The sequence below is a fragment of the Spirosoma montaniterrae genome, assembly GCF_001988955.1.
GTDB classification, from domain to species: Bacteria; Bacteroidota; Bacteroidia; order Cytophagales; family Spirosomataceae; genus Spirosoma; species Spirosoma montaniterrae.
In genome coordinates, this window is record NZ_CP014263.1 from 3,600,055 (window position 1) to 3,622,689 (window position 22,635).

Sequence of the window (22,635 nt, forward strand, 5' to 3'; positions counted from 1 at the left end):
TATTTGTTCGCAAAATGCTACAGAACCCTACCATTAAACGACTCATAAACCAGCTTTGGGATAAGTTCTGGTCAGGCGGTATCTCAAACCCGCTCACCGCCATCGAGCAAATTACGTACCTGCTGTTTATGCGAATGCTCGACGCGCAAGACGCCAAGAAAGTGGCCGACGCCGAGTTTACTGGCGATACGTACCTATCCATCTTCGCTGGTTCGTATCTGCCCGCCGGTCAGAAAGACGAGCCTGAAAACTATGTCAGCAAACAAATGCTACGCTGGAGCTACTTCAAAAACCTGCCTGCCGCCGAAATGCTTAGTCAGGTTCAACTTAACGTCTTCCCATTTCTGAAAACGTTGAATGCCAGCGGTACGCCCTTTGCCCGGCATATGGATAATGCGGTGTTCATTATCCCGAAGCCCTCGCTGATGGTAGAAGCCGTGAAGCTCATTGACGATATTTTCAAGGAGGTTGAGCGCGACGCCACCGAGGGCGGTCATACGTTGCAGGACATACAGGGCGACGTGTACGAACACCTGCTCTCAGAAATAGCCACGGCGGGTAAAAACGGGCAGTTCCGCACTCCGCGCCACATCATTAACCTGATTGTCGAACTGCTGCGGCCCGAACTGGGCAAGCGCATCGCCGATCCGGCCTGCGGATCGGCAGGCTTCCTGCTGGCGGCTTACGTGTATATCCTGACGCAACACACCTCGGAAGCGCACAAGAAAACCGACGAAGACGGCTTTGTGCGGGGTACGATGGGCGATCTGCTCACCAATCGCGAACTTCGCGCCGACTGGGAACGCGACTGTTTCCACGGCTACGACATCGACCAGACGATGGTCCGTATGGGCCTGATGAACCTGATGATGCACGGGTTTCAGAACCCACAACTCGATTACCAGGACACGCTCTCGAAGGGCTACGACGAAGCCGGGCTGTACGACTACGTACTGGCAAACCCACCCTTCACGGGCAACATCGACAAGGGCGACGTGAACACGAGCCTGAAACTGCCCACCACCAAAACCGAACTGCTGTTTCTGGAGCGCATTTACCAAATGCTACGTATCGGCGGCACAGCCGCTGTGATTGTACCGCAGGGCGTGCTGTTTGGGGCTGGGCGGGCTTTTGTCGAAATCCGTAAGCAGTTAGTGGAGCAGGCCGAACTGAAGGCTGTGATTACGATGCCCTCCGGCGTATTTAAGCCCTACGCGGGCGTAAGCACGGCTATCTTGATTTTCACGAAAGGCGAACCTGCTGAGCAGATCTGGTTCTATGAAATGAAAAACGATGGCCGTACATTAGACGACAAACGCACCAAACTCAGCGGCTACGGCGATTTGCAGAACATTGTAACGCGCTACCACAGCCGCGACCCTAAACAGCCCAACGACCGCAAGAGTCAATGCTTTTTTGTCGAGAAACAGGAACTGGCCGACAACAACTACGACCTCAGCCTGAGCAAATACAAAGAAGAAGACTACGAAGCGACCACCTATGACGCACCCGCCGACATCCTGAAAAAACTGCGGACGCTCGAAGCTGATATTTTACAGGGTATTGACGAATTGGAGGGGTATTTGGTATGAAGAAAGTAGCATTTGGAACGTTGGTCAAGCTGTTAAAAGGGAAAAAGCACAACCCTTCTATTCAGCGTTCTACCACCTCAAAGCGATTTATCCAAATTGATGATTTACGTAATGACAAACTGGTAAAATTTACTGATGACAAATCGGGGGTTGAAGCGCATCAAAATGACCTGCTTATTGCCTGGGATGGGGCAAATGCCGGAACTGTTGGTTGGGGCTTGAATGGGTATGTGGGCAGTACTATTGTACTCATCCGTTTGAAGGAACCCGATCAGTGGCATACTCCCTTTTTAGGATTCTTTCTGCGTAGTCAGTTTAACACATTGCGTGCCAATACCACAGGGGCCACTATTCCTCATTTGAGCCGAATTTCGCTTGATAATCTACAAGTACCAGACATCAGTCTCGACGCCCAACGCCAGATTGCCCATATCCTCAGCCGAGCGGAGGAGTTGATTGCGGCCCGGCAACAGACCCTCGCCCTCTTGGACGACTTCTTAAAAAGCACCTTTTTCGATATGTTTGGCGACCCGGTGAATAATAAAAAGGGGTGGAAAGTGGAGAAGTTGGAGAAGTGTTTGACACGTATAGATAGTGGGTGGAGTCCGGTATGCCTGGATGAGGTCAAACAGAGTGATGAAGAATGGGCAATTCTGAAGTTAGGTGCTGTTACAAGTCGTTATTTTAAATCGAATGAGAATAAAAAACTTCCTGATAGTCTACGGCCACGTCCGAATATTGAAGTAAGAAAGAACGACCTTCTATTCTCACGGAAGAACACAAGAGAGTTAGTTGGGGCGTGTGCATACGTCTTTGATACTCCCCCTGGACTCATGCTATCTGATACTATTTTCCGGTTAGTACATGATCAAAATGTACGCGGACAATATTTATGGTATCTGCTAAACGGTTCTAAATTTAGGAAGAGTGTTCAAGCATTAGCTTCTGGGAGTGCTGGATCAATGCCCAATATATCGAAAGAAAGATTAGCAAATTTAAAAATCCCCCTCCCCTCCCTCGACCTGCAAAGCCAATTCGCTGAGATTGTCAACCGTGTGGAAGCGTTGAAAGCGCAGCAGCGCGAATCGCTCACGGAGTTGAAGCACCTGTATCAGAGCCTGATGCAGCGGGCGTTTGCGGGGCAGTTGGATGTCAGCCGCGTGGTGCTGCCGGCATTACCAACGGCAGAATCTCCCAAACCGAAGCGGACAGAACGCCCCAACACATCGCTGAAACCTGATTCCGACAACCTACCCGCTCAGTTACCGCTGGGCTGGGATTTCCCCAACGCCTGGCAACAACCGCCCATGCAACGGGAGCAAAGCCCGGCCTCTACCCTGGACAACCTAATTCTCAAACACGGGCAGGGACTGAGAATTCTGTACAGCCCCGTACCCGCCACCGACGGCATACGTGACTTAGTACTAATACCAGCACATGAACCGGAGCGGCCCGTACCAACGCTGGATACCCTGACAACAGTACTAAGCCAGGCTGGTCCGGTGCCGTTCGAGATGCTACGTCGGGAGCTTGGCACTGTAGCTTATACAAACCTGAAACGACTAATTTTCGAGGGACTCGAACAGGGCGAAATCTATCAGGAATTCGACGACGAAACGAATACCGCGGCCGACTCGCTGACGCAGGGCCGTATTCTGTTAACGGTAACGCCAACTCCCATCACCTGATGCGTCTGCTCAACCTGCATCTGCACACACCATTTCGGGGGTTGCCCGCCGATTTTCACATTGGCTTTCGGTCCGGCACTGTTCCTACTTACGAGCAATTGGAGCCCATCTGCTTCGTAGGGCTGAACGGCTCCGGCAAGTCGAACGTATTACAGGTGCTGGCCGAGATTTTCTATTGCGTAGAGTATCAGTGGCTGGTTGGCAAAAGCGGAGTTCGTCATAAGGATATCTGGATCGACAACGAGTTCATCAGGCATCTGGCGTTCAGCCTCCACTACGTACCCGATAAGCTATCGTGGCAGTTGGCTCAGCAAGACACCAAGCTGTCTGCGTTGCCGGGTTTTGTACCGCCGGACGTCGATTTTGTCCGGTTGTTTCCTGTTATACGCATCACCAAAGAGACTGGCAAACAAGCCGACTGGCAACTGCTCCAAACCGAAGATTTCAGGCAGCTAACCCCCGTTGCTGATTACCTGATAACCCCGCCCCTGCCCCGGCACGTAGTGGGCTACTCATCGGGCATGAACGAGTTGATATCCAACCCGTTTATTCGGTTAGACGTGTTCTATGCCGAGCGATTGTTTCAGCAGACAAGCCACGACGATACTTTTTCGGGCGACGACGCCGAATGGCAATCGCAGGGTTACCCCGAAGATGATTTCGACACCGAATCACTACCCGCCGACTGGACTCCCGATCAGGCAAGCCGCAACCGGTTGCTATATCTTGACTACGAGTCGAACAAGCTCATTACGCTGGCCAACTTCCTGATCCCAGACCGCAAACAACTGCCTTTGCTCTACGACATGGCCCGTATCGAAGACGTTCGGTCGTTCACCATCACCATCAACTACCCGTACACGCTCGACAGCGAAGGCGAACCTCTGCGGTCCATCCCGCTGCCCACGCTGCTCAACCAGACTATCGACAAACTGACTCGCTGCGCCACCACCTGGACCGGCGGTGCCCCCGAAGCCGAACAGCCGGTACGTTTACAACTCGACTTCTGGGTCAATCAGGCCACCAAAAAGGCTTTCAATCACCACTTTCGCACCGCCGATAACCTCCTGAACGAACTCTACGGCCTGCGACTACTGAACGTACTGAATTATTCTGAAACCCTCCGTCAACGCATTAAAACAGCCGACGCCGACGACAACCTGTCCATGCTACTGCCCCGTCCGGAGCCGCAAGACGCGTCATTTCATGTAGGCAATCTAAAGCTATTGAAAGCTGGCTCGGCGCAGTCTATTCCATACCGGAGCCTGTCGGACGGCGAGCATCAACTGCTGCATGTATTTGGGGCTATGATGCTCATGGAACAGCCCGGTACGCTGTTTCTGTTCGACGAACCCGAAACTCACTTCAATCCTGAATGGCGCAGCCGGTTCGTGAGCCTGCTGAACCAGATTGTCGCCGACCCCGAACCAGACCCGAACAGTCCGAAAAAAATACGCGAACAGGAGGTATTGCTGACCTCGCACTCGCCCTTTATTGTATCGGACTGCAAACCCGAAAACGTGTTTGTGTTTGAACGCCAGTCGGGCGGTACGGTAACGTATCGGCGGGCGGCTGATGAACACTTTAGCGAAACCGGGCCGTTCAACACCTTCGGTGCATCGGAGAGTTTAATTCTGGAGACTGTCTTTCGAAAACAGGACAGCGTATCGCACCTGGTGCTGGAGACTATCGAGCGAATCAAACGGGAGGCCGATACGCTTGATGCAGTTCGCACCGGCAAACGTGAACTGCTGCAACTGGGCGAATCCATCGAAAAATTCGACGCGCTCAATTTTCTGAACAAACGGGAGAAACAACTACTAAACTCAACGCTCTGATGCCGTGATCTATACATACCGCTATCTAAACCACTCCATCAATCAATTTCACGACAACATAGCCTATTTTTTTGAGCAGCTATTTGCCCTGAACCTGTTGGCGTTTGATGCTACCGTGCTGTTTCGTGACGACTTTCTGCTCCTAATCCAGTCATCGAAAGTACTGTTACGGCGCTTCGAGACAATTGTACCCACCTACCATCAGCTTACGAATGCGGAACAGGCTTTGGTGCAGGAAGCATTCCGGAATAACAATGACATTGAGACGATCTGCCAGTGCGGTTGCCACCCCTACAAATACAATGATCTGCCATCTGGCATTCGTGAGCCGCTGAAAGACCTCTTCATGTCGTTGTGGGAGGATTATTCTCAATTCAAGAAAGTGAATAGTGCCTACGGAACGGTCAAAAATCATTTTGATATGTTTGTCAGTCATAACCATCAGGACGCGCTGCTTTGTCCATTCTGCGGCATTAATATCCTGCAACCGTCAGAGGGGTTGTATCGTGATGCCTACGACCATTTTATACCCAAAGCGGTCTATCCATTCAACTCCGTCAATTTCAAAAACCTACTTCCCATCTGCTACGTCTGCAACAGCAACGCCAAGAGGGCCAAAGACGTACCGTTCGATGATACCGGTGCCCAACGAGCCATAACCTATCCCTACAAAAATCAACCGGATCGGTATGTAGAAGCGCACATACAGTACGAATCAGCCTATGACCAATCAGACCAAACTTTACTGAGTGATACAAAAACGCTTTGGCACGTAACGCTAACCGAGTCGGGTAGCTACACCCCCGAAATGGATAGCTGGAATGCTATTTATTGCATACGAAAGCGGTATCAGGATCACATTGGGCAGTTCGAGCGTCAATGGTGGAAAGAAATGACCAAACGATACAAACGTCGGCGTCATACTACGTTCGACGACTTCAAAGCCGATATCCTCGACGACTATAATGAGCTTTCTGCTATACCGATGGCAATACTCCGTAAGGCATACTATAGCCACCTGTTTCAAACCCCCGACATCGATAAACTAATCGAAGCCACTGTTGCCTGACAGGCAGTAGTAGGTCTTTAAAAGAATGGTCTTTTCGACTTGAAAGTCGCTGATTTTTACGTAATATCGCTAGTCATCCACATCTACAACAGCTCTACCTTTCCCTGAATGATTATAACCACTACCATTGCACCAATTGGCGATATAATCCCGAAGGTGCAGGCCCACGCCCGTAAAATCTTCCAATACGGTAGCATTCCGGTCAATCAGGTTGATGAGGCTGTAAAGGATGCACTTGCGTTATTCCAATATGGGCTTCGTGACGACTTGTTTGTCTGCATTGAATCACCTTATATGGATGAAGTGTACCGCGACAGTTATTCGCAGTACTACGCTGGTAAGCTGGAGAGTTACCCGAAAGATTGTATTCGCCTGTCGTTTTTTGAGGCTCCCATCAAAGTCAGTGATTTTCGTGACAGTAAACGACGTTCATATTTGCAGCAAAGCTTTATGGGCTTCTTGGTCTTACGTCCAACCCTACGAAACGTAATCGGCCGTAACGTCATGAGTCCTAAAGCCTACTGGGAACCCATCGGTGAAATTTGCCAGACTACCTTTACCACTACGGTAAACTGCGTTAAGCTTACCATAGATGGCTTTCCGCATTCGGCGCAGGACACCGAAACCATGACCTGTGCCCAAACCACGCTTTGGGCTATTATGGAGTATTTCAGTCGACGTTATCCGCATTATCAGCTTGCCTTTCCGTCGGGCATCACCCGCCTGCTCGAACCGATCATGTATGAGCGAATGATGCCGGCAGTGGGATTACACATTAGTCATGTTTCCTACGTGTTGCGAAGCTTTGGGTTTGGCCCACGCATCTACAGCAAAGTCGATTATCAGGAAGATTTCACCCGTTTATTTAGTTGCTACGTAGAGAGTGGCATTCCAATTGTGGTGTCTATTCTCAACAAAGACGAAAAAACCAGCCATGCTGTCATCTGTGTAGGAAGAAAAGCCGTTGATACAAAACAACTTGTCCAGTATTTACAGGAAAGCGATATTGAGCCTGAACAGCAGCAACCACCTGTCTATGATCTCGACCGGGCCGTTAAAGAATATGTATTCATCGATGACAATCTACCGCCTTACAGCCGGGCTGCATTCGGTAACGGAAATGCTACGCTTACCCGTAGCGATGGCAAAAAATTTGAGGTCACCGCCTTTGTGGTTCCGCTACACCGCAATGTGTATCTGGAAGCTTCCACTGCGAAGCGATACGTAGAAAACTTACTGGCGCAGGGCGTTATAGAATTGAGTGGCTATCACGACGTGATCCTGAAATTCTTTCTGACATCCAGTCGCTCTTATAAAGATCGGGTTGCCACTGATCCGTACATGCAGTCTGAGCTGAAGCAAGTGATCGTATCTGCCGTGCTGCCCCAGTTCATTTGGGTAGGCGAATTGTCAACGCCTAAGTTTTTCCAACAGAAACGAGCTTTGGGAGTTGTGCTACTGGATGCAACGGAGGCCTATACCGCAAAAGATAAACCGCTGATACTCGTAGCTTTCCACGACAAAATCCGTAACTTTGCGGCTGCTTTTCGCGATGAGGCTACACTACTCGTGCCAGTAAAGCCGTTTAGCCAGTACCAAAGCAATTTGACTTAGCTGCCTGAACCCCGTCTAACCGATATCATAAGCATTCTAACACCATGGCAGACATCATTAGCGATTACCAAAAAATGATTGACCGCTTGAAGAAACAAGGTAAAGTCGAGTCAATCGAACCGTTACTCAACTCAGACAAAATGCGCCGAGTCGATCAACAAATGGAAGAAGAACGTAAAAAGTTCTTACGTCGCGATGCAGAATCGCGGCAAACGGCGAATCAGATTTTACTGGGTCCATAAGCACCATGTTTATGCATTGAAAAAACGACCTTCACAAGTCGGTTCTTTCCTGCTTGTTTCTGGTAAACACCAACAATCCAATGAATAAGAAATTCTCTTACGAAGAACTGGTGAAACGAATCACGGGCGGGCAACGTACGTATTCGCTGGAAGAAGCTATGCCCTATGAAAAAATGCAGGAGTTTAACAAAGACATGGCTGCCGACCGACTGGAAGCCCGGCGGAAAGCCGCTTCATCACAACGCAACGCATCAAAAATCATTCTGAATGCGTAGACAAGTAAGCTGAACGCAGAGAGCCGCTCCATCTGGGCGGCTTTCTGCATTTATTACCTTTTATAAAAAACAAACCCACCATGCACGCGGGTAAACGCTACACCTTCACCGAATTTGTGTTCTGGACACGCCGGGACATTTATAAACTGCTGCTTTTGTCTGTTGTTCCTACGGCCCTGTACCACTTTTTCGGCTATACGTTTCTGGCTCTTACGTGGGTACCCATCGCGCTGATTGGGACGGCAGTAGCCTTTATCGTTGGCTTTAAAAACAACGCGACCTATTCGCGATTGTGGGAAGCCCGGCAGATTTATGGCAGCATTATCAATACCAGCCGGGCCTTCGGCGTAATGGTGCGCGACTATCTGCGCGGACAGGCCGACGCCGAGACGAAAGTGATTCTGTACCGGCACATAGCCTGGCTAACGGCCCTCCGCTACCAGCTCCGCGAACCACGCATCTGGGAAAGTACGCAGGAAGCAAACAACATTGAATACAGCCATTTGTATAAAATTCCCGAACGGGAAACAAAGCTCGACGACGAACTTCAGCCGTATTTGTCGGATGAGGAGCGCGTGTATGTGCTGACCAAGAAAAACCGGGCTACGCAGATAATGGCACTACAATCCAAGCACATCAACGAACTGCGGGGCCTGCTCAACGAGTTTCAGTTGATGCAGTTGCAAACGGGCATCACATCTTTCTACGACCATCAGGGCCGGGCCGAACGCATCAAAAACTTCCCGTATCCGCGCAATTTTTCGTCCATTGCTACCATCCTGCTGTATTTATTTGTCGTTCTGGTTCCGTTCGGGCTGCTCAAGGAATTTAACTCGATGGGGAAAGATACGTTTCTCGAAGGCTATAGCGTCTGGTTCAACGTGCCGTTTGCTACGCTGCTGACATGGGTATTCGTAGCCCTCGACCGCGTAGGCGAAAGCAGTGCCAATCCGTTTGAAGGAGGAGCCAACGACGTACCGATCAGCAACATATCGCGCACCATCGAAATCGACCTGCGCGATATGCTTGATGAAACTGACCTCCCCGCTCCTATTGCGCCCGTCAATAATATTCTAATGTGATTGAATAGCCTCTTAACCGATTTCACGAAAATGCCCCAAGCCCATCAATGTTAGAGCCGGTTTTGAGCGTCAGTTTTCTGACGTTACCCAGTGTTTTCATCGTTGGCGTTTTATACGCCTTCTTCGGAGTAGAAGTAGTTAGTAAAGCTTGTTTCGTTGATTTCATGCTTGTAGAAGGATTACAAAAAAGGTGCTATTGGTTTCAAACCTATTGAACGAGTACTTTTAACGCTATCGGCTGACTACCGCCCGCTTTACTAACTTTCAATAGGTAGATGCCTTTTGCTATTGACCCAACTGCCGAAACCGACACACTGTTCGGGTCGCCGGTTTTGGTAACCGTTACCGGAATTTCCAGGCCTGCCTCGCTATACAACTGTAGCGTAGCCGATTGAGCGTCGAGCATCGACAGCATAAAAGTACCACCTGCGTTGGCGTTTGGAAACACTTTGGCAGGCATCTCCTGACCCAACGCGTGCCGAACCGCAATAATACGCGAATAGGCAAACGCCCCGCCAACGTCTTTTTGCTTGAGCCGGTAGTAGTACGTCTCCCCATCCCGAACGGTAGCGTCCAGAAATTCGTAGGTAGATAGCTGAGTCGTGGTTTGCTGGCCTTTCACAAAGCCAACACGCTCGAACGAGTTGGCATTCAGACTTTTTTCTATGTCGAAGCCTTCGTTTTTGGTCTCCCACTGGGTTGCCCAATTCAGCAGAATGCCTTCGGGTTTTGAGATGCCATAAAACGAAAGCAACTCAACGGGCAGCGGGCCGTTAAAAAGCTGCGTGGGACCAGTGCAGGTACTATTTCCCGATGTGGCCGTGCTACCCCTGAGTGAAAGCGAACCACTACTACAAGGCAAGGTGATAGTAACCGCCGGAAAAAGCAGGTTGGCTCCGCTGGGCAAATCCTGATAACTACCCGAACAAGGCACCGAAGCCGCAGGAGTACCCGAGTAACATACCTGAACAACAGTAGCACCTATCGTGAAGGTGTACTCCGCGAGTTTAACCGAGCCACCTCTTTGATCTATGGTTACGGTTGGCTGAAACCGGAACGAGCAGTTGGTTCCCGTACCCGACAGATAACTCAGCGAATAGCTGTTTGTAACAACGCAGGGAGTCTGACTGGGCTGAGCAATCGCCTGATATAAACAACCCAGCCAGAAGAAAGTAAGTAATAATGTCTTCATGCGAAAATGATCATAAGTAAAAATACTCATTGCTTGAAATTTACATGTGAAAATGAATAGGCTTATTACCCATTTGGTAGCCCATCAATACAAATGCCAAATCAGTTTCTATTGACGTGTAGACCCTACCCAGAATTTTCATATGCACTAATAGACTACTTCAGAACACAAAACAAAGAAATAATTGGTATGTAAGATAAAGTTTTGATTAAAAAAATTTCACTTCTGTTAATTCATCCCTGTATTCTAACGTTTACGTACAAACACTCAAAGTGTCTCGATCATGTTTAGTAAGAATGAACATATACTAAAAGCTATAGGGCTGTAGTTGCCATGTAGCGTTAATAATGTCGCGTGTAAGCAAAAAATAGTTTACCGAAGCGGTATCACCAGCACCGGCATTGGCGCATGATTGACCACGTCTTCGGCCACGCTGCCATTAATCAGGTGCCACACGCCTTTGCGTTGGTGCGAAAACAAGACGATCAGGTCGGCTCGCCGGCTTTCGGCGTAGGCGATGATGCCATCGGGTACGTTGCCCGCCGTTACAATCGTGAAGTGGTAATCGATCAGATTCCGGGCTGCGGCCAGTTCAGCCATCCAGTCGCGAATACCTTCGTCTACTTTCGGGTCAGATGGCGTTTTCACGTAGATGTACTCCCGAATCGTTTCGCCCAACTGAAACGGAATTGGGTGCGGAGTTAGCAGGTGGTCATCGACATCGATGCCACAAACGGGGTGTTGGGGGTTGAAATTCTCCTGCTCGGTTTTTATGACCAGCACCGGGCAATGCACGCGTTTCATAATCTGCTCGGCATTGGACCCAAACAGCCACTCGGCCCAGCCCGACGACCCGTGCGAAGCAACGACAACCAGATCAGCAGCCAAATCGGCCAGCGTTTCGTATAAGCCCTGATTGCCACGGGCAATGGTGGGCCGTATCGTTACGTCCTGATAGCGCGGCTGCTGGCATAGTTGCTGAATAGACTTCTCGGCCTCCTGAGCCTGCTCGTCAAGGTATTGAGCAACAGATATGGGGGCTTCCGAAAAACTGGGTTCGATTAGGCTAAACGGCACAAAATGAACCAGATCGATAACAGCCCCGTGCTGCCGGGCCAGGCTGACAGCTACGGCTAATGCCCGATTCGCGAAATCACTCAGGTCAGTTGGAACAACAATAGTTTTCATAAAGAGGAAGGATTCAGTTTGATGCGTTAAATTAAGTTCAGGCCAACTAATCGGGTCAGCAGGGCGTAGCAGTTATCGCGCAGCCGCCCAAACTCAGCCGCCATTGCCGACACAGGCGCGTCAGTAGCAGCGATAGACACGAAGCGGGTGTCGGTACAGGTCAGCACGGGCGTTGGTACACTACAGCCGGTTCCATCGCAGACCATATCGGTTCGGAGTTGGCCGATACTGTTTTTGAGCCGGTTCAGAGCCTGAGCGTAGTCGGGTAGCGAACGCGTCAGGGTTCGATAGTCGGCCTCGGGCAGGGTCGTGAGCAAATCGAGCAGTTGGTCGATTTCCTGTTCGTTCCGGCTGAGTGTATCGGCCCAGGCCCGGTGCTGAGCGCGGCAGGTCAGCACCGGCAGTTCGGCTGAATGGGTAGCAGATGAGGTAGTCATACAAAATTATTTCTTCGGTAAAGTTGGGGCCTGGCAAACTGCCCCGCGCTGACGATTGTTAGGGTGCAGGCTGAGCTTTATCAGGTTGATTCGCGGGCTTTTACCTAATTTTCGTGCAGAAATACCCCCGCCCTGAAGGGTGCTTTGCTTATGAAAACGATTCTGTTGATTGAAGACAACGATGCCATCCGCGAAAACACCGCCGAAATCCTGGAACTGACCGGCTATGTCGTTCTAACTGCCGAAAATGGGAAGGTAGGCGTCGAAAAAGCCCTTGCCACCCGGCCCGATCTGGTCATCTGCGATATTATGATGCCCGTTCTCGATGGTTACGGCGTCCTGCATATTTTCAACAAAAATCCGCAGCTATCGGGCATTCCGTTTATTTTTCTGACTGCCAAAACCGAACGCAGCGATTTCCGGAAAGGCATGGAACTCGGTGCCGACGATTACCTGACCAAACCGTTTGAGGAATCGGAACTGCTGAGTGCCATTGAAGGGCGGCTGAACCGTTTTCAGCACGTGGCACCGGCCCAGCTAAAACCCGACTACGACCTGCATCAAAACGGTCTCGACCAGTTTCTGACCGATGCCCGCACAGTGGGCAACCTCGCCAGCCTATCGAACGACCGGAAGGTTCATGCCGTTCGCAAAAAGCAGTATATATATACGGAAGGCGACGAGCCGACACGGCTGTATTTTCTGAAATCGGGTAAGATAAAAACCGTGCGTACCAACGTCGATGGAAAAGAGTTGATTACAGGCTTGTATCAATCGGGTGAGTTCTTCGGCTACCTTGCCCTGCTCGAACAAACCGACTATACCGACTCGGCAATTACACTCGAAGACTGTGAACTGATTTATATTCCACAGGATGATTTCCGGCAATTGCTGCTGGCAAACGCGGAAGTGGGGCAACAGTTTATTAAACTCCTGGCGGGGCGCGTATCGGACCGCGAACAGCAACTGCTGGGCATGGCCTACGGCTCGCTGCGTCGGCGCGTAGCCGATACGCTACTACGGCTGTCGGAACAGCACAGCGGTCTCATTCAACTTTCGCGCGATGACCTGGCGGCTATGGTTGGTACGGCCACCGAGTCGCTCATCCGCACCCTCAGCGAATTCAAACAGGACGGCCTGATTGACATGGCCGGCACCAGCATCCGCATCGTACAGCCCGACAAACTGCGCCGGGCCAATTGGTGAATTTCTTTGGCTTACGCTCAGATTAACCACTTCCTCTCATGAAAAAAATCCTTGTCACTACTGACTTTTCGAGCCAATCGAAGGCAGCCATGCGTTTCGCCATGCAGGTAGCCTCGCAGTCTGGTGCTGCTCTCACCTTTTTGACTGTATGCCATGTTCCGCGACCAACCGTCTGGACCGACGCAACCTACACGGCTCACGAAAAAACCGAATTGAATAAAACACGAAAGACGGTCGGCAATTTTGTTGAATCGGTATACAAAAGCCGACAGATGTTTCCCACAAACTACACCTGCGTGGCTGTAAACTCGCCCTTTACCGACAGCACTATTATGGGATACGCGGCTGACCATGCTTTCGACTACATCTGTATCAGTACGCATGGAGCGGGCATGGTCGAAAAACTGTTTGGCAACACCACCTCGAACCTAATCAACCAGTCGCCGGTGCCGGTGATTGCCGTGCCCGCCACATACCGGGTATCAGAACTGACTACCGTGCTATATGCCAGCGATTTGAGCCAGCTCAACGAAATAAAACGAGTGGTCGATTTTGCCAGGCCGCTTTCCACTTCGGTCGAGTTGCTGCACTTCAGCGAACCCAACGAGCCAGTTGTTGACTCGGACATTATTGCTACGGCGGTGAAAAAACACACCGACTACCCCGTAACCGTACAGGTAAAACCCCGCCACATGGCGCATGCCCTGACCGCTAACATTGAAGCCTTCATCCAGGCCAAAAAGCCTTCGGTTCTGGTCATGTTTACCACCCAAAAAGACGGTTTTTTCAAGCGTTTGTTCCTGTCGGGCAATTCGGTCGACTACTCGTTTCTGACTACTACTCCCCTGCTTGTGTTTCGTAAAGCCTGAGCCACGTCTGTGTTCTGCAAGCTCCCGAATTAAGTTAGGGGCTTGCAGAACACATTCACGAAAACGTTGTAGTTCGCCATTTCAAACGTTGTAGCTGGTTCATAAGAAGGTTCTGTTTGGTACAGGATTGTTATTTTTTAATAAAATTCCAAGTTTTAAGGTAGAAATAGTGGTCAGCCGACTGCTTCCTATACCTAATATCCTGTTATGAACCTCCTCAACAATTCGGTTTCGCGCCGGTCGTTTCTCGATTTATCGGCTCGCACGGTGCTGGCATCGGGCGCGGTGGCGAGCGGTTTCCCAGCTATCGTTCCGTCGTCGGTTTTTGGAAAAAACGCACCAAGCAACCGTATCAACGTAGCGGCTATCGGTACGGGCCGCATCTCGCGCGATCATGATATGCCCGGCGTCTGGAAACACGACACGGCCCGAATCGTGGCCGTTTGCGACCTCGACGATCACCGGGCGCAGGAAGCTAAAACGCTGGTCAACAACTACTACACTAAGCAAACTGGCAAACCCTACGATGGGGTGCGGGTCTATAACGACTACCGCGAAGTACTGCTCAACAAAGACATCGACGCCGTAATCATCAGCACCCCCGACCACTGGCACGCACCCATTGCGGTTGCCGCCGTAGAAGCCGGAAAAGATGTGTACATGCAGAAACCGGCTTCGCTCACTATTTCGGAAGGGCGGGCAATGGCCGACGCCGTGAAACGCACGGGCCGCATTTTGCAGATTGGCAGTCAGCAGCGGTCGTCGGCCCAGTTTCGGTATGCTGCCGAACTCGTTCGCAACGGGCGTATCGGGCAACTCAAAAAGATTTACGTGGGCCTCCCCGGCGATCCATCGGGCAACGAGGAGCCTGAAATGCCGATTCCAAAAGGGTTCAATTATGACATGTGGCTCGGCACCACGCCGGAGGTGTATTATACTGAAAAGCGGGTGCATCCGCAGGTGGGCTACGACCGCCCCGGCTGGCTCCGCTGCGAACAGTTTGGCGCGGGTATGATTACCGGCTGGGGGTCGCACCACATCGACTGTTCGCACTGGGCCATGAACACCGAATATACCGGCCCGGTCGAGATTTGGGGTACAGCAGATTTTCCAAAATCGGGACTGTGGGACGTTCACGGCATTTTCCGCACCGAAGCCCGCTACGAAAACGGCGTTCACATGGTTGTGAGCAACGAACTGCCCAACGGTATCAAGTTTGAAGGCACCGACGGCTGGCTGTTCGTGACGCGGGGCAACTACTCCGTAACGGCCAGTGACCCGGTCAACAAAGCCGGCAATACGAAAGCCTTGGACGCCAGTAACCCCAAAATTCTGGAGTCGGTCATTGGCCCCAGCGAGGTGCATCTGCCCGTCAGTACCGACCATCATGGCAACTGGTTAGAGAGCGTAGCCAGCCGCAGGCAACCCATCGCACCTGCCGAAGTGGGTCATCGCTCGTGTTCGGCCTGCCTGCTGCATCACGCCACCATGAAGCTGAAACGTAAGCTGTACTGGGACCCAAAAACCGAGCAGTTCAAAAACGACGACGAAGCCAACCGGCTGCTTTCGCGCCCGCAGCGAGCCGCGTATGCCATCAAGCCCGTAGCCACGGCAAAGGCGCGGTAGTACACAACCATCATGCTAAAAACACTACTCATAGCCTGTAGCGTTATGATTCTCACCTCGCCCGCGCTGGCACAGGTGCGGTTGGTTACGCTCGACCCCGGCCATTTTCATGCGGCATTAGTGCAGAAAAACATGTATGCGGGCGTGAGTCCCGACGTGTATGTTTATGCCCCCGAAGGCCCTGATTTGCAGATGCATCTCGACCGCATCAAGGGCTACAACACCCGCGCCGACAACCCCACTCGCTGGCAGGAAATTGTATATAAAGGCCCTGATTATCTTACGAATATGCTGGCCGGCAAAAAAGGCAATGTGGTGGTGATGGCGGGTAACAACCGCATCAAAACCGACTATGTCCGACAGGCCGTTGGCGCGGGTTTCAATGTGCTGGCCGACAAACCGATGGTCATCAACGCGGCTGAATTCGGTAAGCTGAAAGAGTCGTTCGAGGTAGCGCGGCAGAAAAACGTATTGCTCTACGACATCATGACCGAACGCTACGAAATCACGTCGATGCTGCAACGGGCGTTCTCGATGCAGCCCGCCCTGTTCGGCACCCTCGAACGCGGCACACCCGACAACCCCGCCGTGACGAAAGAAAGCGTTCACCATTTCTACAAAAACGTGTCGGGCAGTATTCTGACACGCCCGGCCTGGTTTATGGACGTAGCCCAGCAGGGCGAAGGTATCGTTGACGTGACTACGCACTTGGTCGATCTGGTGCAGTGGGCCTGTTTCCCTGACCAATCGCTCGATTATCAGAAAGACATCCGGCTCACCTCAGCCCGCCGATGGACTACCGACATGACGCTGAGTCAGTTCAGGGCCGTGACCAAACTGCCTGCTTTTCCTGATTATCTGAAAAAAGACGTCGTGCGCGACAGCATGTTGCAGGTCTACAGCAACGGCGAAATCAATTACCAGTTGAAGGGCGTTCATGCGAAAGTTTCGGTTATCTGGGCTTACAAAGCACCCGAAGGCGGGGGCGACACGCACTACTCGATTATGCGCGGCACCAACGCCAATCTGGTGATTCGGCAGGGAGCCGACCAGAAATTCGTACCGACGCTTTACATTGAACCGAGCGACGCTTCGCCTGCTGGCAAAACTGACCTCAGTGTGGCCGTTACCAACGCTGTTCGGGCTTTGCAGACCGAGTTTCCCGGCATCAGCGTTCGGAAGAATGCCACTGGCTGGGAGGTTGTTACGCCCGAGTCGTACCGCGAAGGCCACGAAGCCCACTTTGGCCGGGTCATGCAGAAATACCTCGACTTCCTGAAAGCCGGAGCCATGCCCGCCTGGGAAGTACCGAACATGCTGGCGAAATATTACACCACTACGCAGGCCCTCGAACTGGCAAAAAAACATGACTAACCTACACGCAAACCGTCGCCGGTTTTTACAGCAGACCGTAGCAGCCGCAACGGGCGTAGCCGTGGGCACTACCTCGCTTAGCGATGCGTTCGGCGCACCAGCTATTATCAGCCGTTCAACAACCCAGCCGGGTGCCTCGCGAATCCGGTTTGCGGCCATTGGGCTGAACCACGGGCATATTTACGGGCAGGTAGAAGCCGTAATTCGGGGCGGGGGCGAACTGGTATCGTTCTACGCCAAAGAAGATGACCTGGCCGCTACCTTCGCCAAACGCTACCCGCAGGTCAAACGCGCCCGCACCGAAGAAGAAATTTTAGCCGATAAAAGCATTCAACTCGTGGTCAGCGCGGGAATTCCCGACGAGCGCGGGCCGCTGGGCGTTCGGGTGATGCGGGCGGGCAAAGATTATATGGCCGACAAACCCGGCCTGACAACCCTCGCTCAACTTGCCGAAGCGCGGAAAGTGCAGAAGGAAACCGGGCGCATTTACTCGATTATGTACAGCGAACGGTTAGAGAACAAAGCCACCGTGAAAGCGGGCGAATTGGTTAAAGCCGGGGCTATTGGGCAGGTGGTGCAGACCATTGGGCTGGGGCCGCACCGCATGAGCATCAAATCGAGACCTGAGTGGTTTTTCGACAAGAAACGCTACGGCGGTATCCTGTGCGACATCGGCTCGCACCAGTTCGACCAGTTTCTACATTTCACCGGTTCCACGCAGGCCGACGTGCTGGCCGCGCAGGTCCGCAATGTGCATTACCCGCAATATCCCAATTTTGAGGATTTCGGCGATGTGATGCTGCGTGGCAACGGCGGGTCGGGCTACGTGCGCGTGGACTGGTTCACGCCCGACGGCCTGAATACCTGGGGCGACGGTCGGCTAACGATTCTGGGTACAGATGGCTACATCGAACTCCGCAAATACACCGACATTGGCGGGCGCACGGGCGGCAATCACCTGTTTTTGGTCAATCAGAAAGAAACCCGCTATGTCGATTGCAGCGACGTGGCCCTCCCCTACGGCACCCAACTCATCGACGACATTCTGAACCGAACCGAAACGGCCATGACGCAGGCGCACTGCTTTCTGGCTACCGAACTGGCTCTGAAAGCCCAGCAATGGGCGGAGCGAAAGGCGTAGTGACGCTGGCCCCTCCCCTAAAACAAGGGGAGGGCATACAGCGGGGCTAATAGTGTCCTTTGTGGCTAACCCATTACGTTAAAAGACCCCCTCACCCCCGGCCCCTCTCCCAAAACGGGAGAGGGGTGAGCCATCCGGGAGCACTGCTCCCCTCTCCTGTTTTGGGAGAGGGGCCGGGGTGAGGGAAATTAAGTCTATGAAACATATCTACGCATTCCTACTCATCGCATTGTATGCTTCCGCCCACGCACAAGACCCCAACTGGAAACGGGTGCGCGTGCTGGTCTACACCAAAAACGGTAAAGGCTACGTGCATGATAATATTCCGTTTGCCGTACAGGCCGTTCTCAAACTGGGCCGCGAGCACGGTTTCAGCGTCGATACGTCGTCGCGGGCAGAGGTGTTCAGCGAGAGCAATCTGAAAAAATACAATACGCTGATCTTTACCAGCACCAACAACGACGTATTCGATAGTGATGCACAACGGCTGGCCTTTCGGCGGTACATCGAAGCAGGCGGTGGCTTTGTAGGCGTTCACTCGGTAACGGGCACCGAGCGCAACTGGGTCTGGTTCAAGCGGATGCTGGGCGGTACGTTTCTGTGGCACGCCAAATTTCAGCCGTTTAACGTACGTGTCATCGACAGCAACCACTCCTCCATGAAGGGCATACCGGCGGTCTGGACGCGCAACGATGAGTGTTATTTCGCCAAAGAACTGTCGCCGGGACCAACGGCGGTACTGGCCCACGACATCACCTCGCTCGACCGGAGCGACCCGCGTGAGGAGCAGAAAATCAAAGACGCTGCCGGACATTACAACACCCTTTACCCGGCAGCCTGGTATTACGACTTCGACGGGGGCCATACGTGGTGTACGGCTCTGGGCCATTCCAAGGAAGATTACAGCGAACCGACCTTCGTGAACCACCTTTTTCAGGGCATCCGCTACGTGGTAACACGAGTCAAACAGATTGATTTTTCGAGAGCTTACGCTACGAATCGCGACGAGCCGATTCGATGAAACAAGTTTTTACCCCTTTCTTACCAACCATAATTCCTAAACACTATGAATGCTTATTACCAGAAAATCAGGCTCCGGGGCCGTCCGTTGCAGCTACTGAGCCTGCTGCTGTTTCTTCTGCTGCCGGGGCTGCTGTTCGCTCAGGAACGCACCATTACCGGGCAGGTTCTCTCTACCGACGACAACACGCCCCAGCCGGGTATCAACGTGGCGGTGAAAGGCACCACACGCGGCACCACTACCGATGCGTCGGGAAATTACCGTATTGCCGTTCCAGACGGTAATGTTACGCTGGTATTCTCCTCGGTGGGATTTACTACGCAGGAAGTGGCCGTGGGCAATCAATCGAGTGTCAACTTAAGCTTAGTTAGCGACAACCGCGCCCTGAGCGAAGTGGTCGTTGTGGGTTACGGTACGCAGAAAAAGAGTCAGACTACGGGAGCCATTTCATCGGTAGGAGCCAAAGAAATTGCCGAACTGCCCCTCACCAATGCCCGGCAGGCATTGCAGGGCCGGGCGGCTGGCGTCGACGTAATTCAGACGGGGAGCCGTCCGGGTGGGGGCGTTACGGTGCGGGTTCGCGCCCGACGCTCGATCAACGCCAGCAACGACCCACTTTTTGTGCTTGACGGAATCCCGCTGGCCGGTAATATCGACGACCTCAACCCCAACGATATTGCCGGAATGGAAATTCTGAAAGATGCTTCAGCAACGGCTATTTATGGTTCTCGCGGTGCCAACGGCGTTATTATCGTGACCACCAAACGCGGCAAAACCGGCAAATCGCAGGTCAACGTCGACAGCTACTACGGCGTATCGTCTGAATTAGGCCGGATCGATGTGATGGACGGCCCGCAGTTTGCCGAATACAAACGCGAGTCGCGCCGGGCAGTGGGTATCTACAAAGATGCGAACGGTAATAATGTGCCATCGGGTGTGGCCGATCCGTTTGCCGACTCGAAGCTGTTTGAACCCATTGAATTAGACGGTATCGCCAAGGGCCGTACTACCGATTATCAGTCATTTCTGTTGCAGCAGGGCACCATCCAGAGCCACAACGTATCGGTGCTGGGCGGTAGCGAGAAAACGCAGTTTGCCGTATCGGGCGGTTATTTCCGGGAGGTGGGTATCGTTAAAAATCAGGACTTTACCCGCTACAACTTCCGCCTTGCCATCGACCACCAGTTAAACAATCGTATCCGCATCGGCATGACAACGCTGGGCGCGTACAGCCTACAAAATGGTAACGATTTCAATCCCTACGGCGGTGCCTTGCAGGAGAACCCGCTGGGCCGACCCTTCGACGACAACGGCAATCTGATCTTTCTGCCTACGTCCGACGGCCTGCGTACCAACCCCATTGCCGAGGTCATTCCGGGCGCACAGGTTGACCTGACCAAGCGGATGCGGATGTTTACGAGCCTCTACGGCGAGTGGACCATTCTCGATGGCTTGAAATACCGCGTTAACTTCGGCCCGGATTTTACCAATCGGCGCGTAGGGCGGTTTACGGGCAGCCAGACCAACGCCCGGCGCGGGGGCGATCCAACTGGTTTTACTACCTACGAATACCAGTTCAATTATACGCTCGAAAACATCCTGACGTATCAGAAAACAATTGGTAATCACAATTTTAACCTTACGGCCCTGCACTCGCTTCAGCGCGACGATTTCGAGACGGGTACGATGAACGTAACGGGTATTCCGGCTGAAACACAGCAATACTTCAACCTCGGTCAGGCAACGATCATCAACAGCATCGGCACGAATCTGGAGCAGTGGACCCTCAACTCGTACATGGGCAGATTAAACTACGACTACAACGACAAATACCTGCTTACGCTGACGGCCCGTGCCGACGGTAGCAGCCGATTCGGGGTAAACAACAAATACGGCTTTTTCCCCTCGGCGGCTGTGGGCTGGAATATCAGCAACGAACCATTCCTGAAAGGGTCATCATGGATCGACATGCTCAAATTCCGTGTCAGCTACGGGTCAACGGGTAACACGGCTATCAACCCATATCAGACGCAAACGCTGCTGACCCGCACCACCTACGCTTTTGGCACCCTGCCCGGCTACGGCTACCGGCCAAACACCATCGGCAACCCCGACCTGAAATGGGAAACCACCACCACAGGCAACGTTGGGCTTGATTTCAGCCTGTACCGGGGCCGTATCTCGGGTTCGCTCGAAGTGTACCGCGCCAACACCCGCGACCTGCTTCTGGCCGACCAATTGCCGTTTACCAGTGGCTACGGCAGTGTACTGCGGAACGTGGGCCGCACCCGCACCGAAGGCGTTGAGGTTACGGTATCGACCGTTAACGTGAATACGCCGTCGGGCTTCAAATGGAGCACTGATTTGCAGTGGGCGCGCAACCGCGAAGCCATTGTCGAGCTCTTTAATGGTAAGGTCGATGACATCGGCAACTCGCGCTTCATCGGTCAACCCATTACGGCCTATTTCGACTACAAGAAAATTGGTATCTGGCAGGCGAGTGAAGAAGCCGAAGCCGCCAAGTTTGGCCGCAGAGTGGGCGAAATAAAGATTCAGGACAACAACGGGCGTAGCCCCGACGGGCAGTTGACGGGCCAGCCCGATGGCCGTATCAACGCCGACGACCGCGTAATCATTGGTTCGCAGGTGCCGGAATTTACCGCCGGGATGACCAACCGGTTCAGCTACAAAGGCTTCGATCTGTCGTTCTTCCTGTTTGCGCGGGTAGGCAGCACCATCCGCAGCGGGTTCCATACGGCGTTTAGTTCGCTGGCAGGCCGCTACAATAACTTAGACGTAGATTACTGGACTCCCAACAACCCAACCAACGAGTTTCCTCGTCCCAACCAGAGTCAGGAGGCACCGGTATTTCAATCGACCCTGCAATATTTCAGCGGCACATTCCTGAAAGTGCGGAACATCAATATCGGATACAACCTGCCCGCTACTTTGACAAATCGGCTGCGCATGAGCGGTCTGCGCGTGTTTGCATCGGCACAGAACCCGTTCAACTTCTCGGAGTACCGCTCAAAATACAAGGGTATCGACAACGAATCGTTCGATATTGTCAACCAGAACCAGTCACCTGCTGTAAAGCAGTTCACCGTTGGCCTCAATGCCAAATTCTAACCACGATTTTTCGGATTAACCTGATTTCGTTGCTTATTCATTTCACTGATCA

18 protein-coding genes are annotated in these 22,635 nt (G+C 52.4%); 15 read left to right on the plus strand and 3 right to left on the minus strand.

The window, feature by feature from the left end; translation table 11 throughout:
- Positions 1-14: 14 nt before the first annotated feature.
- The 8 genes from AWR27_RS15595 to AWR27_RS15630 all read left to right on the plus strand — a co-directional run bounded on the left by AWR27_RS15595 (position 15) and on the right by AWR27_RS15630 (position 9,400).
- Complete coding sequence (locus tag AWR27_RS15595) at positions 15-1,592, plus strand: type I restriction-modification system subunit M (RefSeq protein WP_077132021.1); 1,578 nt, start codon at positions 15-17, stop codon at positions 1,590-1,592.
- Complete coding sequence (locus AWR27_RS15600) at positions 1,589-3,280, plus strand: restriction endonuclease subunit S (protein WP_077132022.1); 1,692 nt, start codon at positions 1,589-1,591, stop codon at positions 3,278-3,280. The genes AWR27_RS15595 and AWR27_RS15600 overlap by 4 nt, the downstream gene beginning before the upstream one ends.
- A complete protein-coding gene (locus AWR27_RS15605) occupies positions 3,280-5,118 on the plus strand; it encodes a restriction system-associated AAA family ATPase (RefSeq protein ID WP_077132023.1) in 1,839 nt (612 codons plus the stop codon). The genes AWR27_RS15600 and AWR27_RS15605 overlap by 1 nt, the downstream gene beginning before the upstream one ends.
- A 4-nt stretch (positions 5,119-5,122) precedes the next feature.
- Positions 5,123-6,187 (plus strand): hypothetical protein, encoded by a 1,065-nt coding sequence (locus AWR27_RS15610; RefSeq protein ID WP_077132024.1) that lies wholly within the window; start codon positions 5,123-5,125, stop codon positions 6,185-6,187.
- Positions 6,188-6,295: 108 nt separating this feature from the next.
- The gene (locus AWR27_RS15615; RefSeq protein WP_077132025.1) at positions 6,296-7,801 is read left to right on the plus strand and encodes a hypothetical protein; all 1,506 of its coding nucleotides are present in this window, start codon (positions 6,296-6,298) and stop codon (positions 7,799-7,801) included.
- Between the two features lie 44 nt (positions 7,802-7,845).
- On the plus strand, positions 7,846-8,043 hold the full coding sequence (locus tag AWR27_RS15620) for a hypothetical protein (RefSeq protein ID WP_077132026.1): 198 nt from the start codon (positions 7,846-7,848) through the stop codon (positions 8,041-8,043).
- An 80-nt stretch (positions 8,044-8,123) separates the two neighbouring features.
- The gene (locus tag AWR27_RS15625) at positions 8,124-8,318 is read left to right on the plus strand and encodes a hypothetical protein (RefSeq protein WP_157579238.1); all 195 of its coding nucleotides are present in this window, start codon (positions 8,124-8,126) and stop codon (positions 8,316-8,318) included.
- A gap of 80 nt (positions 8,319-8,398) precedes the next feature.
- A complete protein-coding gene (locus AWR27_RS15630) occupies positions 8,399-9,400 on the plus strand; it encodes a bestrophin family protein (protein ID WP_077132028.1) in 1,002 nt (333 codons plus the stop codon).
- A gap of 208 nt (positions 9,401-9,608) precedes the next feature.
- Here the strand turns inward: AWR27_RS15630 and AWR27_RS15635 are convergent, their stop codons facing one another.
- The 3 genes from AWR27_RS15635 to AWR27_RS15645 all read right to left on the minus strand — a co-directional run bounded on the left by AWR27_RS15635 (position 9,609) and on the right by AWR27_RS15645 (position 12,217).
- Positions 9,609-10,592 (minus strand): T9SS type A sorting domain-containing protein, encoded by a 984-nt coding sequence (locus tag AWR27_RS15635; protein ID WP_198045013.1) that lies wholly within the window; start codon positions 10,590-10,592, stop codon positions 9,609-9,611.
- A 372-nt stretch (positions 10,593-10,964) separates the two neighbouring features.
- Positions 10,965-11,780 carry a universal stress protein gene (locus AWR27_RS15640; RefSeq protein ID WP_077132030.1) on the minus strand — a complete coding sequence of 272 codons (816 nt, stop codon included), beginning with the start codon at positions 11,778-11,780 and terminating at the stop codon, positions 10,965-10,967.
- A 26-nt stretch (positions 11,781-11,806) separates the two neighbouring features.
- Entirely contained in the window at positions 11,807-12,217 is a 411-nt protein-coding gene (locus AWR27_RS15645; RefSeq protein WP_077132031.1) for a hypothetical protein, read from the minus strand.
- Positions 12,218-12,367: 150 nt separating this feature from the next.
- Here AWR27_RS15645 and AWR27_RS15650 point away from each other — a divergent pair, with 150 nt between their 5' ends.
- From AWR27_RS15650 to AWR27_RS15680, 7 genes are all read left to right on the plus strand, one after another.
- Positions 12,368-13,423, plus strand: a complete 1,056-nt coding sequence (locus AWR27_RS15650) for a response regulator (RefSeq protein ID WP_077132032.1) — start codon at positions 12,368-12,370, stop codon at positions 13,421-13,423.
- A 38-nt stretch (positions 13,424-13,461) separates the two neighbouring features.
- Entirely contained in the window at positions 13,462-14,292 is an 831-nt protein-coding gene (locus tag AWR27_RS15655; protein ID WP_077132033.1) for a universal stress protein, read from the plus strand.
- Between the two features lie 207 nt (positions 14,293-14,499).
- Positions 14,500-15,918: a Gfo/Idh/MocA family protein gene (locus AWR27_RS15660; RefSeq protein WP_077132034.1), complete on the plus strand. Its 1,419-nt coding sequence runs from the start codon at positions 14,500-14,502 to the stop codon at positions 15,916-15,918.
- 12 nt (positions 15,919-15,930) lie between these two features.
- Complete coding sequence (locus AWR27_RS15665) at positions 15,931-17,292, plus strand: putative oxidoreductase C-terminal domain-containing protein (protein ID WP_077132035.1); 1,362 nt, start codon at positions 15,931-15,933, stop codon at positions 17,290-17,292.
- Positions 17,285-18,433 carry a Gfo/Idh/MocA family protein gene (locus AWR27_RS15670; protein ID WP_077132036.1) on the plus strand — a complete coding sequence of 383 codons (1,149 nt, stop codon included), beginning with the start codon at positions 17,285-17,287 and terminating at the stop codon, positions 18,431-18,433. The genes AWR27_RS15665 and AWR27_RS15670 overlap by 8 nt, the downstream gene beginning before the upstream one ends.
- A gap of 196 nt (positions 18,434-18,629) precedes the next feature.
- Complete coding sequence (locus AWR27_RS15675; RefSeq protein ID WP_077132037.1) at positions 18,630-19,454, plus strand: ThuA domain-containing protein; 825 nt, start codon at positions 18,630-18,632, stop codon at positions 19,452-19,454.
- Between the two features lie 45 nt (positions 19,455-19,499).
- Complete coding sequence (locus AWR27_RS15680; protein WP_077132038.1) at positions 19,500-22,583, plus strand: SusC/RagA family TonB-linked outer membrane protein; 3,084 nt, start codon at positions 19,500-19,502, stop codon at positions 22,581-22,583.
- The last annotated feature ends 52 nt before the right edge of the window (positions 22,584-22,635 follow it).

Bases quoted from the DNA above. Each gene is read 5' to 3' on its own strand.
- AWR27_RS15650 (WP_077132032.1), top strand. From the start codon at position 12,368: ATGAAAACGATTCTGTTGATTGAAGACAACGATGCCATCCGCGAAAAC.
- AWR27_RS15635 (WP_198045013.1), bottom strand. From the start codon at position 10,592: ATGAAGACATTATTACTTACTTTCTTCTGGCTGGGTTGTTTATATCAG.
- AWR27_RS15640 (WP_077132030.1), bottom strand. From the start codon at position 11,780: ATGAAAACTATTGTTGTTCCAACTGACCTGAGTGATTTCGCGAATCGG.
- AWR27_RS15675 (WP_077132037.1), top strand. From the start codon at position 18,630: ATGAAACATATCTACGCATTCCTACTCATCGCATTGTATGCTTCCGCC.
- AWR27_RS15680 (WP_077132038.1), top strand. From the start codon at position 19,500: ATGAATGCTTATTACCAGAAAATCAGGCTCCGGGGCCGTCCGTTGCAG.
- AWR27_RS15660 (WP_077132034.1), top strand. From the start codon at position 14,500: ATGAACCTCCTCAACAATTCGGTTTCGCGCCGGTCGTTTCTCGATTTA.
- AWR27_RS15605 (WP_077132023.1), top strand. From the start codon at position 3,280: ATGCGTCTGCTCAACCTGCATCTGCACACACCATTTCGGGGGTTGCCC.
- AWR27_RS15625 (WP_157579238.1), top strand. From the start codon at position 8,124: ATGAATAAGAAATTCTCTTACGAAGAACTGGTGAAACGAATCACGGGC.
- AWR27_RS15620 (WP_077132026.1), top strand. From the start codon at position 7,846: ATGGCAGACATCATTAGCGATTACCAAAAAATGATTGACCGCTTGAAG.
- AWR27_RS15670 (WP_077132036.1), top strand. From the start codon at position 17,285: ATGACTAACCTACACGCAAACCGTCGCCGGTTTTTACAGCAGACCGTA.
- AWR27_RS15595 (WP_077132021.1), top strand. From the start codon at position 15: ATGCTACAGAACCCTACCATTAAACGACTCATAAACCAGCTTTGGGAT.
- AWR27_RS15600 (WP_077132022.1), top strand. From the start codon at position 1,589: ATGAAGAAAGTAGCATTTGGAACGTTGGTCAAGCTGTTAAAAGGGAAA.
- AWR27_RS15645 (WP_077132031.1), bottom strand. From the start codon at position 12,217: ATGACTACCTCATCTGCTACCCATTCAGCCGAACTGCCGGTGCTGACC.
- AWR27_RS15630 (WP_077132028.1), top strand. From the start codon at position 8,399: ATGCACGCGGGTAAACGCTACACCTTCACCGAATTTGTGTTCTGGACA.
- AWR27_RS15655 (WP_077132033.1), top strand. From the start codon at position 13,462: ATGAAAAAAATCCTTGTCACTACTGACTTTTCGAGCCAATCGAAGGCA.
- AWR27_RS15665 (WP_077132035.1), top strand. From the start codon at position 15,931: ATGCTAAAAACACTACTCATAGCCTGTAGCGTTATGATTCTCACCTCG.
- AWR27_RS15615 (WP_077132025.1), top strand. From the start codon at position 6,296: ATGATTATAACCACTACCATTGCACCAATTGGCGATATAATCCCGAAG.